10 protein-coding genes are annotated in these 12,552 nt (G+C 58.8%); all 10 read left to right on the top strand.

Features of this window, described 5'->3' with window-relative positions; all coding sequences use genetic code 11:
* Positions 1–4: 4 nt before the first annotated feature.
* The 10 genes from ACP7E6_RS25735 to ACP7E6_RS25780 all read left to right on the top strand — a co-directional run bounded on the left by ACP7E6_RS25735 (position 5) and on the right by ACP7E6_RS25780 (position 12,428).
* Positions 5–1,273 (top strand): ABC transporter substrate-binding protein, encoded by a 1,269-nt coding sequence (locus tag ACP7E6_RS25735; RefSeq protein WP_426232532.1) that lies wholly within the window; start codon positions 5–7, stop codon positions 1,271–1,273.
* A gap of 110 nt (positions 1,274–1,383) precedes the next feature.
* Positions 1,384–2,400 (top strand): carbohydrate ABC transporter permease, encoded by a 1,017-nt coding sequence (locus ACP7E6_RS25740; RefSeq protein WP_426232533.1) that lies wholly within the window; start codon positions 1,384–1,386, stop codon positions 2,398–2,400.
* Positions 2,397–3,449, top strand: coding sequence for a carbohydrate ABC transporter permease (locus tag ACP7E6_RS25745; RefSeq protein WP_426232534.1), 1,053 nt, complete (start codon positions 2,397–2,399; stop codon positions 3,447–3,449). Before ACP7E6_RS25740 ends, ACP7E6_RS25745 begins: the two co-directional genes overlap by 4 nt.
* Positions 3,450–3,458: 9 nt before the next feature.
* Positions 3,459–4,544, top strand: a complete 1,086-nt coding sequence (locus ACP7E6_RS25750) for an ABC transporter ATP-binding protein (protein WP_426232535.1) — start codon at positions 3,459–3,461, stop codon at positions 4,542–4,544.
* Positions 4,528–5,286 (top strand): 2-dehydro-3-deoxy-D-gluconate 5-dehydrogenase KduD, encoded by a 759-nt coding sequence (kduD, locus tag ACP7E6_RS25755; RefSeq protein ID WP_426232536.1) that lies wholly within the window; start codon positions 4,528–4,530, stop codon positions 5,284–5,286. The genes ACP7E6_RS25750 and kduD overlap by 17 nt, the downstream gene beginning before the upstream one ends.
* 14 nt (positions 5,287–5,300) lie before the next feature.
* A complete protein-coding gene (locus ACP7E6_RS25760) occupies positions 5,301–6,206 on the top strand; it encodes an alpha/beta hydrolase family protein (protein WP_426232537.1) in 906 nt (301 codons plus the stop codon).
* Between the two features lie 234 nt (positions 6,207–6,440).
* Positions 6,441–7,106, top strand: a complete 666-nt coding sequence (locus tag ACP7E6_RS25765; protein ID WP_426232538.1) for a L,D-transpeptidase — start codon at positions 6,441–6,443, stop codon at positions 7,104–7,106.
* Positions 7,107–7,118: 12 nt separating this feature from the next.
* Positions 7,119–7,655: an OmpA family protein gene (locus tag ACP7E6_RS25770; protein WP_426232539.1), complete on the top strand. Its 537-nt coding sequence runs from the start codon at positions 7,119–7,121 to the stop codon at positions 7,653–7,655.
* Between the two features lie 1,646 nt (positions 7,656–9,301).
* Positions 9,302–11,239, top strand: a complete 1,938-nt coding sequence (locus tag ACP7E6_RS25775; protein ID WP_426232540.1) for an AI-2E family transporter — start codon at positions 9,302–9,304, stop codon at positions 11,237–11,239.
* Positions 11,240–12,077: 838 nt separating this feature from the next.
* Entirely contained in the window at positions 12,078–12,428 is a 351-nt protein-coding gene (locus ACP7E6_RS25780) for a hypothetical protein (RefSeq protein WP_426232541.1), read from the top strand.
* Positions 12,429–12,552: the final 124 nt, after the last annotated feature.

Raw genomic sequence — 12,552 nt, forward strand, 5'->3', positions numbered from 1 at the left:
AGACATGACCAGGACCAGAACGATGCTCGCGGCATTCGCCGTCGGGCTTTTGACCTCCACGGCGGCACTTGCCGGGGACGTACGCATCATGTGGTATTCCGATGGCGTCGAAGGCGAGGTCCTGAAAGACCTGATCGACCGCTTCATGAAGGACAATCCGGATATCAAGGTCACAATCGACAACGTGTCTTACAGCGTCGTGCGCGAACAATTGCCGGTACAGCTTGAGGCCGGCGACGGCCCGGATATCGCCCGCGTCACCAATCTGAAGGCACTGAGCAAGCACTGGCTTGACCTGCGCCCGCTCGTGGCCGACGCTGCCTATTGGGACACGAATTTCGGCGATCAGGCCGACTGGATGCGCCCCGACGGCACTGACCAGATTTCCGGCTTCATGACGCAGATCACGCTGACCGGCGGCTTTGCCAACAAGACGCTGTTCGAACAGGCCGGCGTTGCCCTGCCTGGCAAGGATGCAACCTGGGATGACTGGGCCAAGGCCTCCAAGCAGGTCGCCGAAAGCCAGCAGATACCCTTCCCGATGGCACTGGACAGATCTGGGCATCGCATAACAGCACCCGACATAGCTTTCGGCGCCAATTACATCGGTGCAGACGGGAAGCCGGCACCGCTCGACGAGGGTTCGAAAGCCTTCATTTCCAAGTTCATCGGCTGGATCGAAGACGGCACCATGAGCAAGGACGTCTGGGTATCGGCCGCAGGCTCGACCTACCGCGCCGGCGCCGACGACTTCATTAACGGCCAGGTCACGTTCTATTATTCCGGCTCGTGGCAAGTGCCGAACTTCTCGACGAAAATCGGCACGAACTTCGATTGGGTCGCGACCGGTAGCCCCTGCGGCCCGGCAAACTGCACCGGCATGCCGGGCGGCGCCGGTCTGGTAGCAGTCAAGTACACCAAGAACCCCAAGGACGTTGCCAAGGTCATGGACTATCTGGCAAGCGAACCGGTCGTGAAAGAGTTTTCCGAGCGCACCCTGTTCCTGCCAGCGCACAAGGGCGTGATCGAAAAGGGATTGGACTTCAAGACGGACGATGCACAGGCCAAGACGGCGCTCGGCATCTTCGTGACGGCAACGACGTCGCTCGCCGACCTCGCGCGCAAGCTGCCCGGTTGGGCCTGGTCCGACACGATCTACGGCGCTCTCGTTACCCGCGTCAGCCAGGCGGCTGCCGGCGAGATGACGCTTGACGAAGCCTATAGCCGCATCGACGCGGATATCGCCGCCAAGGTCAAGGACTCAGCTCTCTAACTGAGAACACGCGGGCGGCGGCGGCCAATCCCGCACAGCCGCCCGTTTTACATCTTTTATGGAAGACGAGCCGCAGCGCCATTCAACGCGCAAGAGGAAAGTGATCGATAATGGCAGAAATATCCAGCCAGAGCCTGGGCGAGACCGCCATGGTACCGGTGCGCCTTGCCATGGGCATCATCGATGCACCCCTGCGCTGGGTCCAGAAGAAGTTTGGTCTCGGCGGCATGGCGGCGTTCTTCCTCTTGCCGAACATGCTGGTCTTCGGCGTCTTCGTACTCCTGCCGTTCTTCATCAATTTCGCCTATTCCATGACCGGCGGCACCGCGCTCTTTCTGTCGGACCGCACCTTTGTCGGGGCCGATCAGTATACGAGGCTGTTCGACTGCTCGAATTATTTGAACCCCAATACCTGCGCCGAGGACACGTTCTGGACGGCGGTTGGAAATACCGGCTGGTTCGTCATCCTGCAGGTCACGCTGATGATCGCCGTGTCGCTGATCACCGCCCTGATCCTCAACCGCAACCTGATGGCGCGCAGCTTCTGGCGCGCGGTGTTCTTCTTTCCGGTGCTGCTGTCGCCGGTCGTCGTCGGCCTGATCTGGAAATGGATCCTGCAACGCCAAGGCCTGTTGAACTTCGGCCTCTACGGCTTCGGCTTCGAACCGCATGTCTGGCTGAACGACCGCAACTGGGCCTTTGCCGCCGCCGTCGGCGTCTCGATCTGGGCGCATATGGGCTTCTACACATTGATCATCCTCGCCGGCCTGCAGGCCATTCCGAAGGACCTTTATGAGGCAGCCGAGATGGACGGCACCCGGGCCATGCGCGTCTTTAGCCGCATCACCCTGCCGCTCCTGATGCCGAACCTGCTCGTCGTCATCGTGCTGGTGCTGATCCGCGCGGTACAGATCTTCGATGAAGTCTACGTGCTGACCGGCGGTGGGCCCGGCACCAGCACCCTGTTTGTCACGCAATACATCTACGAGACCGGTTTTGCAGCACAGCTGCGTAATCCCGGCCTTGCTGCCGCCGCCTCCATCCTGATGGGCCTCGTGCTTGTCGTCCTCACACTGATGCAGCTCGGCCTCAGCCGTTCCAGCGAAAAGAAGGGAGCCCGCAAATGAGCCGGGCGATCGAATTCCTGCTTCGCCGCAAGGGCGGCAAAGGCTGGCACTGGACGGATATCGTCACCTGGGTCTGGCTGATCGTGGGCCTGTTCGTGATGTTCGGTCCGGCAGTGTGGCTCACGGCATCGTCGTTCAAGTCACCCGCCGCTCTCGCCGAGTTCCCGCCGACCATCCTGCCCTATGTCACCCAGAAGGTGACGGTCGAAGGCTATGACAAGCCGCTCGATCTCTACACCGCAACGCTTGAAGATGGCGGCACGGCGACGCTCGCAGAAGTTCGCCGGATCGGAACCGTCAGCCAGATGGTCGATCCCGAAAAGCCCGCCGAGATCGTCAAGGTCAACATCGCCAAGCGCACGCCGGTCCGGCAGATGTCGTTCGCAACCGAGAACTACACCGAGCCGTTCACCCATTTCGATTTCGTCCGCTATCTCTGGAACTCGGTCTTCGTCACGGTGACCGCAACGCTAATCACGCTGGTGGTCAATTCCATGGCAGCGTTTGCGCTCAGCAAATACGAATTCCGCGGCCGCACTTTTGCGATGCTTCTGATCCTCGCGACGCTGATGGTGCCGCTGTCGGTAATCATGGTGCCGCTCTACTCCATCGTCTCGGCACTCGGTCTGTTTAACAATCTCTGGGGTGTTATCCTGCCGACAGTGGCGACGCCGACCGGCGTCTTCATTCTGCGGCAGTACATGCTGACGATCCCCGACGAGTTGCTGGACGCCGCGCGTATGGATAAGGCGTCGGAATGGCAGATCTATTGGCGCATCATCCTGCCTTTGTCCGCACCGGCGCTCGCCGTCCTCGCCATCTTCTCCGTCGTCTGGCGCTGGAACGACTTCCTCTGGCCGCTGATCGTGCTGTCGCGCAAGGAGCTCTACACCCTGCAGGTCGGCCTCAGCATCTATTCCGGCGAGCTCAACGTGCAATGGCACTTCATCCTGGCGATGACGGTCGTGACCATGATTCCCGTGGTTCTGGTCTTCCTCTTCCTGCAGCGTTTCATCACCACCGGCATTGCCGGAACCGGCCTGAAATAGGGGTTCATCATGGGACATATCAAACTCACCAATGTCGCAAAGTCTTTCGGGGCAGTCGACGTGATCCATGACATCAATCTGGAGATTGCCGACGGCGAACTCGTCGTTTTCGTCGGCCCGTCCGGCTGCGGCAAGTCCACGTTGCTGCGCATGATCGCCGGCCTTGAAAAGCCGTCGGGCGGCGAACTCGCCATCGACGGCAAGGTGGTCAACACAATCCCCGCCGCCGATCGCGGGCTCGCCATGGTGTTCCAATCCTATGCGCTCTACCCGCATATGAGCGTGCGCCAGAACCTCGCCTTCGGGCTCGAAAACACCAAGATGCCGAAGGCCGAGATTGCCACACGCATCACTGAAGCGGCCCGCATGCTGGAAATCGAGCACTATCTCGACCGGCGTCCTGGCCAGCTCTCCGGCGGCCAGCGCCAGCGCGTCGCCATCGGCCGGGCGATCGTGCGCCGCCCGGTCGCTTTCCTGCTCGATGAACCGCTGTCCAACCTCGATGCCGAACTGCGCGGCTCGACCCGCGCCGAGCTGGCGGCCCTTCATGCCCGTCTGTCCGCGACGATGATCTACGTCACCCACGATCAGGTCGAGGCTTTGACGCTTGCCGACCGGATCGTCGTGCTGCGCGCCGGCCGCATCGAGCAGATCGGCACGCCGATGGAGCTGTACAATACGCCGGCAAATCGCTTCGTCGCCGGCTTCATTGGCTCGCCGCACATGAACTTCCTCGAAGGCTCAGTGGAACCATCATCCTCCGGCAAGGCCGTCGCCACCTTCGCCGGCGGTAACCGGCTGGAGCTTCCGGTGACCGCAAGCAGCATTGCGAAGGGCGCGCCCATCACGCTCGGCGTCCGACCCCAGCACGTTTCGATCGCCAATGGTTCCGACGGTATCGCAGCCAAGATCAAGCTGGTCGAAGCACTCGGTTCCGAAACCATCCTCCATACCGACGTCGCCGGCCAGAAAATTCTGGTCGTCGTACAAGGACAGCATAACCTGACGCCGGGTGCGGATATCCGCCTGTCGTTGTCATCTGCTCCACTGCATCTGTTCAACGAGAAGGGGTTGCGCCTTGAGCACGCTATTTGATCTTTCTGGCAAGGTTGCGCTGGTCACCGGCGCCCGAACGGGGCTCGGCCAGGGCATGGCGCTGGCGCTCGCCCGCGCCGGTGCCGATATCGCTGCCCTTGGCTCCAGCCCGATGCCGGAAACAGCCGAATCCATCCGCCAGAACGGCCGCAGGTTTCACGAACTCGAAGTCGATCTCTCGCAGAAATTCAATGCAAAAGATGTCATTGGGTCGGTGGTCTCTGCGCTGGGCAGTATCGATATCCTCGTCAACAATGCCGGCATCATCCGCCGCGCCGATCTGCTCGATCATTCGCAAGAGGATTGGGACGCCGTCATCGACGTCAACCTCAAGTCTGCCTTCCTGCTGTCGCAGGCTGTTGCCCGGCACTTGGTCGAGACGAAGCGGGCGGGACGGATCATCAACGTCGCATCGATGCTGTCCTACCAGGGCGGCATTCGCGTGCCCGCCTATACCGCGTCCAAACACGGTATTGCCGGCCTGACGAAAGCCATGGCCAACGAACTTGCGCCGCACGGCATCACCGTCAACGCCATCGCTCCAGGCTACATGGAGACGGACAATACCGAGGCATTGCGCAACGATCCCACCCGCAACGCCCAGATCTCCGCCCGCATACCGATGGGCCGCTGGGGTACGCCGGACGATCTTGCAACATCAGTACTGTTCCTTGCCTCTCCAGCCTCCAGCTACGTCACCGGCATCACCGTCCCGGTCGATGGCGGCTGGCTGGTGCGCTAAGCCGGGGATCGCGAATGGCCATCTCTATCGAACGGCTGAGATCCCTGCTTCGCGTAACGGAACCAGCGCTGGAACTGGTGGCGTCAACTGTCGAAGATCATGACGGTTACACCGTCGAACACCTGCGGTTCCGCTTGCCCGGCGGCACGGAAATCCGCGGCTTACTGACCAGGCCGGCCGGCAACACCAAGCCCGGACCTGCCATCCTCTACGCCCATGCGCATGGGGCCCGCTACGATATTGGCGCCAGCGAACTGATTGATGGACGTCCTGCCCTCCTTGACGCCCCCGGCCCCGTTCTGGCGCGGAAAGGCTATGTGGCGCTCTGCATCGACATGCCGGTCTTCGGCGGACGCGCTGATGTAACCGAAAGCACCGCAACCAAGGCGGCCCTCTGGCACGGCCAGACCCTGTTCGGCCAAATGCTTGGCGAACAGGCAGCCGCCCTGACTTGGCTTGCCGCACGCGCGGACGTCGATTCCAGCCGGATCGGCATGACAGGTATCTCGATGGGCGCCACCCTTACCTATTATCTGGCCGCAATTGACACACGCATTGCTGCGGCCGCCCATCTCTGCTGCTATGCCGATTTCGCCATGTTGGTCGAGACCGGCGCTCATGATTTGCATGGCCATTATCTCACCATCCCCGGCCTTCTCGCGGAGACCTCGACCGGCGAGATCGCCGGGCTGATCGCGCCGCGCCCACAGCTCATCTGTGCAGGTCTCGACGATCCGCTCACGCCGCCGCTTGCGATTCATCGGGCTTTCATCGAGACGCTGACCGCCTACGAAACCGTTGATGCCGAAACCGCCGTCACACTATTGGAAGAGGCTGGCATCGGACATCGGGAAACACCGTCAATGCGGCGCGCAGTCATTGACTTCTTCAAGCAGCATCTATCGCGACCGCTCCCTTGAGCGCCTTTAGCGCAAGCGAGAGAGGGTGTCTTTGCGGCATACGGCTGATTATGCCTCGGTGTACTTTTGGACGGCTGAGCCACCTCCCAAAACGTCCATTCCCGCTGGCCTGCACGCCACAACTGGCATCTCAGAAGTTCGACGAAAGAACCGAGGCCGAAGAATTTCCTGTTGTGGCAAATGAAAAATCTGATTTACTGGCATTTCGATGATTGGCTTTGGGGGAAATTGCCGATGGTGTCGACTCGCAGGGATATGCTACTTGGTGGTTTGGCGTTATTTGGCGCCGGAACAGTCCAGAACCCGGTATTGGCGGCAGCGGCTTCCTACTTTGCCGGTACGGCCGTGGATAATGGCGTGACGTTCCGGACGACCAATTTTGCCAAGATCGATAAGCAGTGGCGCCGCCAGGTCGTCAAATATTTCAGCAGCGAGCCGATCGGCACGGTTGTTGTCGATACGAGGCACCATTTTCTCTACGTGATCATGGAAAACAAGACGGCCATCCGCTACGGCGTTGGCGTCGGCCGCGATGGCTTCAAGTGGTTTGGCCGTGCCACGATCGACCAGAAATCGCTGTGGCCGCGCTGGACGCCGCCTGCGGATATGCGCAAACGCCATCCCGAACTGCCCGAATTTGTCGATGGAGGCTCGCCCAAGAACCCGCTCGGCCCCCGCGCCATGTATCTGCATCGCGACGGCGTAGATACCGGCTATCGCTTCCATGGCACGCTGGAACCGGGCAGCATCGGCAAAGATGCCTCCAGCGGCTGCATCCGCATGTTCAACGAAGACGCCATCGACCTTTACCAGCGTTGTCCCATCGGCACCGCAGTGCAGGTTCTGCCGCATATTGCCGACCAGGCTCCCCAGGTCAGTGACGCTACCCCGGTCGAATGAGGAATTTCCCTGATGCCTGCTATGATCGGATATACGCGGCACGTATTAGCCGCGGCCATGCTCCTGGTGCTCGCCGCCTGCAACACAACCGAAATCGCCTCCGTCGAAGAACCTGCGGCGGTGCCGATGACCGGCCAGACCAACGATCCAGCGCCCGGTTTCGAAACCGTCTCGTCTGGTAGCGAACAGGATTTTATCCTCAATGTCGGCCGGCGGATCTACTTTACGCAGGACTCGGCCGCGCTCGATTCCGTTGCCAAGGCAACGTTGGATAACCAGGCCGATTGGCTCAACAAGAACCCAACCTGGTTGCTCAAGCTGCAAGGTTTTGCCGATGATTCCGGGTCAGCGTCCAAAATGGAAGCGCTGTCGCAAAAGCGCGCCGATGCGACGATGGCCTATCTCGCTTCGAAGGGTGTTGACCCCGGGCGCATGTGGGCCAAGGGCTACGGCAACGACCGCGAAGTGCGCGACTGTACCGACCGCTCATGCAAGGTGCAAAATCGCCGCGTTGTCTCCAACCTGCGCACCCAGCGCGATGCAACCTGATCGCAGGTGACTTGTGCGCGTATCGGCCTCCGGGCATTTTGGATCGCCGGGGAGTAGAGTTTTCCGGCACGTTTCAGGAAGGCGGCGGGCTGCATTATGTGGTGGATTGATCAAGTCAATGTCGACGATGGTTGCCAAGAAGACCTCACGACTTTCGATTTAAGGTCGAGTAACGACGTCACATCAGCTTTTGGCTTTTATAAGCATACGAAAGTGCGACATGCCCTCGTCAGCCCGGTCAGGAGATCGGTAATCTGTTCGTTCTCGTCGTTCAGCCTCGCGTTCTAACAATAACATGTCTCGCAAACATCGAAGGTACGGCAGGCCAAAAAAAGCAAAAGCGTGCTATCTTTGATCGGTTCGACAGTGGGAGGCACTTTATGACGACTAGGTGGGACTTCACTTACAACGAATGGGACAGTCTCGTGCGCCTCTACGACCACGAGAGCGCCACCCTCCCGAACGAAATCGACCGGAAATGTCGGGAGCTTGGCTTGACCGACGAAACAGGTCTTTCTGACGCGGGAAAGCGACTTGTCGAACACGAGCTTCTTATGGAGCGAAGGAACCGGCTTCAGCGATGAACTCATCGGCTGCGCACCTGCCGCTGCTTGATTGAGTTCACCACGATGCGGCTTAATGTGATCAACCACAGTAGCGGGCCGGATATGGCCACTCTGCGCGCACATGCTGCCATGCGGGTGCATCGTGAGGTATTCAGTGCGGGCCTTGCGCCATTCGCCGTCATAGCCGCGCTTCCGCGCCGAAGGGCGGCGTGCATCGTGGCGTGCGTTACGGACGCGGGTCGCAGCGATCTGGCAAGAGCAACGCTCACCGTGGGGAATGATACGGGTGCCGCATTGGCAATGGTGTGGCGGGCGAAGGCTCATAATGCGCTCGCAATCTTGGCCTTAAGGGCGCGAAGGCGTTCACGGTCAACGCCAGCTTCAGTGTTGCGCCGTGCGTGGTCAGGATCTGTTGCTTCGGCTGCTCATTCCCCCGAGGCGCGCCAATGACATTTTTGCAGATGCCATTCACAACTTACGGCGTGCAACCTAATGCTTGGTTTCGAGTTAGCCGCTCGAAGGGAGTTGTCCTATGGTTGAAAGTCCACTGCACGAACCGAACACGGATGATCGTCATCTCGAACTCCAAAAGCACCTAGATTCTATTCTGGGCGATGTTATCGACGAGTTCTCAAAGGCTGGGTATACGACGCTCGAGGTTATTGAAGGAATGCGGGATATACTCTGGAACCGGCGGATGGCCTTCGAACAGAATTCTGACTCCTTGGAGGACATGTCCACTCTTGAAACGTAACCGAAAGGCCTCAAGCGGATTAGGCTGAGGCGCGAATGTTCGTGCCCGTGAATGTGTTCTATGGCAGCGGACTTCGTCTCGCCAGCTTGAACTTTTGGCTCGGCCATCTCGGCTCCCCGGGCTTCTGAACCCGAAGCTGGCGAACGCGCTATCAGAGACGTCAATTTCCCGGGGCACATCGGTATACCCGACGAGGCCGATCGGAGCTAGCACGGGTGCTGGCTCACCGAGGGTATATTTTAGTATACACCTCGATAAAGCGCGGTGCTGTTATACTTTAGAACAAACAGATCATTGGCGAGAAAGCCTTTAACGAGGATGAGCTCATGAGCAACCTGACAACAACGGATACGGGGGGCACGGCGCCAAGTTCCGGGACATTCGTAAATACGACGCTGTCTGGACGAATGATCCTGATCCTGATCGGGGCCGCCGTGCTCCTGCGCGTCGGCCAGGATATTTTCGTGCCGCTGGCTTTGTCGCTGCTCCTGACTTTCACGCTGGCGCCGATCGTCACATTCCTCAGAAAGCGATACATTCCTAAAATCGCGGCGGTAGTCCTAACTGTGGCTTCCGCATTCCTTGTGATCGCCACGTTCAGTTTCATCGTCGCAGGACAGGTTGCAAACCTCGCAGACAATATCCCTACTTATCAGCGCAATATCATCGACAAGGTACACGCACTACGTGAGGCCGGAACGGGGACGGGCATATTCGAACACCTGACCAAGGTCGTCGAGCGTGTCGGAGCCGAGATGCAAAATCGAGCAACCGAAACTCGGGATGAGACACCTTCGTCAACGCAGCAGCGCGAACCTCTTCCTGTTGAGATCGTGACCCCCTCGAAACCGATCGAAACACTGGTGAACGTTATCCTGCCACTGATCAGCCCGTTTGCAACGGCGGGTCTCGTCATAGTGCTTGTGATATTCATGTTGCTTGAGCGTGAGGACCTGCGCGACCGTTTCATTAGGCTGGTCGGCCTCGGCGACCTTCACAGGACAACCGCGGCCCTTCAGGACGCGGGAACCAGGGTCGGCAAATATCTTCTGATGCAGCTCGTCGTAAATTCTCTTTATGCCGTCCCGATAACGCTCGGTCTTTGGTTGCTCGGAATACCAAACGCTATCCTTTGGGGCTTGTTCACTCTGGTACTCCGGTTTGTTCCCTATATCGGCCCAGTCATCGGAATGATCCTGCCATTATTCCTGGCATTGGCAATCTCGCCAGGTTGGTCCTTGGTGGCATGGGTCGCCGCGCTATTCATAACGATCGAGGTCATTAGTAATAACGTCATAGAGCCTTGGCTGTACGGTAGTCATACCGGGCTATCTCCGTTGGCGATTATTATTTCAGCTATTTTCTGGTCGTGGCTGTGGGGACCGCTCGGACTGATGCTGTCGACGCCCCTCACCGTATGCCTCGTTGTGTTAGGCAGGTATGTACCCCAATTCAGCTTCCTGGATGTGCTTCTCGGTAATGAACCCGTCCTACAACCGCAGGAAAAGCTTTATCAGCGTTTGCTCGCTGGCGATCCAAGCGAGGCTACCGATAATGCCGAGGATTTCCTCGAAGAGGGTTATCTGATCGACTACTACGAGAATGTTGGTCTTCCAGCGCTGTTACTGGGGGAAATGGACCGTCAGCGCGGTGTAATGACCGAGACGCAGATCGCACTCGTTGCGGCGAGCATGCAGACGCTGATTGGCAATCTCGCCGACATGGCGGACGAAGAAGAGAAGGACGAGGAGCTCGAGCAAGCACAGACTGACGCTGCCGAGGCCGCCGACGAACTTGACCTTCCAGACGGCAGGGGACGATCCATATTATGCCTTGGAGGCAGAGGCGCGATGGACAATGCCGTCGCGTCAATGCTTGCACAGATACTTGCAGTGCAAGGTGCTCACGTCGCCGACAACCGCGTCCTCAACGACCCGCAGGGCTCCGACCCGTTGGAAGCTTCTAATGCAGACACGGTTCTAATCGCCTTCTTAAACGGAAACTCGAAATCACAAGCTCGCCAGATTATCCGACGTCTAAAGCGTCGGAAACCGTCTCTTCGGGTTGGTATTGTGGTCCCGATGGCGGACAGTGAACGTTCCGCCCAGATTGCGCCCGATGAAATCAACGCGGACTTCGTCTCACTTAGTCTTACCGAAGCAACGCGATCTGCTTTGAGCAATGCTGAACCGGTTGCGCTCAAAAGCGCCGTCAGACCGTTGCTGCGGCCCCGCCCTCGCCTAAACCCCTCTTTGGTGGCTTGATACCAAACCAGCGGCATCGGATTGGTGAAACAAGCTCAGCTTTCGCCGTCTTAGCGGGGTGGGACCGACAGAAGTCTCGAAGGATTTTCACATAACCCCAAAAGTCGACCCCAGCGATCCACCCCGCAAACTAACAGGCGGGGTGGTTCAGGTCGCACCGCATCCCTAGAATCAAAACATAGTTGGGCTTAAACGCCTCGAGCTCGGTTGGATTTACTTGTCGGAACTGGAACAATTGATTGATGGCCTCGTGGGTGTGCGCTTGAAATGCACCATTTGCTCCCGGCGCGTCATGGAGAGGTCGGCCATGGCGTCAGCGGTCCGCTGTTGCCTGCCCGTTTGAGGCCACTAACAACGATGGCGTGATTATCTATATTGTCGCGCTCCGACTAGGCCGAGATAAGCGGCATGGACAGGTGGCGCGCTCGACTGGCATTTCGTTGCCCGCAGCGAGAACCGGAAAAATCGCTGCGTTCGCTATCCCTGTCGCGTCCGGTTGACACAAGCTGCGACCTCTCCAGCTAACGCGGGGCTTCAGAGGGGGTTCCACCCAATGGAATCAATCGGCAACGTGGCCACCGCAGCAGATCGCCTACAACAACAGCAAGTCTGTGTATCAGTGTGAATTCTTGCTGAGCTTAGAGATAGCACTAGCTCTCTCGTTGCGAGTGTGCGTGAGCAAAGATGTTGCAACGACAGCTTCCTGAAACTTGGGTGCATGAGGTCACGAGCCGGGCCTGCTTTAGCTCTGATCTATTCGTTCAAGCGTTGAGGCAACCGCTCGCTTGTAGCCCGAAAGCGCCTATATTTAGGTGAGATCAAATTTGAAGGGGAAGCCATGGTCGACAAGATCACAAAAGTCTCATCTTCCTCCCCATCTACCGCTACCCGCGTCGAATCAAGCCTTTCGCTTGCGGAACCGGACGCAGCTTGGGTCGCGCACCGCCAATCTGCGATCAATGCAGGCATTGAGAAACGCAAACGAGATGACGGCGCCGCCCACGAGAGAGCGAGCCCTGCGGAAACCGATGCTGATAGCGTTCCCGGGCGCGATGTTGACGACGAAGGATCAGACGCTGCTCCCACAAATAAAGAGAGTGCCGAACTCCTTTCCGGTGAGAGCGAACGTATCGGCTCGGGAAACCTCGACGAGGATGTCCCGTTTGGTCAGCATGTCGGCTATGTGTGACGCGGCCCGCATCACCCCTCGTGTGAAATCGTGGAACCGACCGGGACCACGATTATTTAAGACATAGTAGGTTCGCCCACTCGGGCAAGCGCCGCGACCGCAGCTTGAGCAAAGTGTGCAAGCG

The organism is Pararhizobium sp. DWP3-4, from assembly GCF_049898205.1.
GTDB lineage: Bacteria > Pseudomonadota > Alphaproteobacteria > Rhizobiales > Rhizobiaceae > Pararhizobium.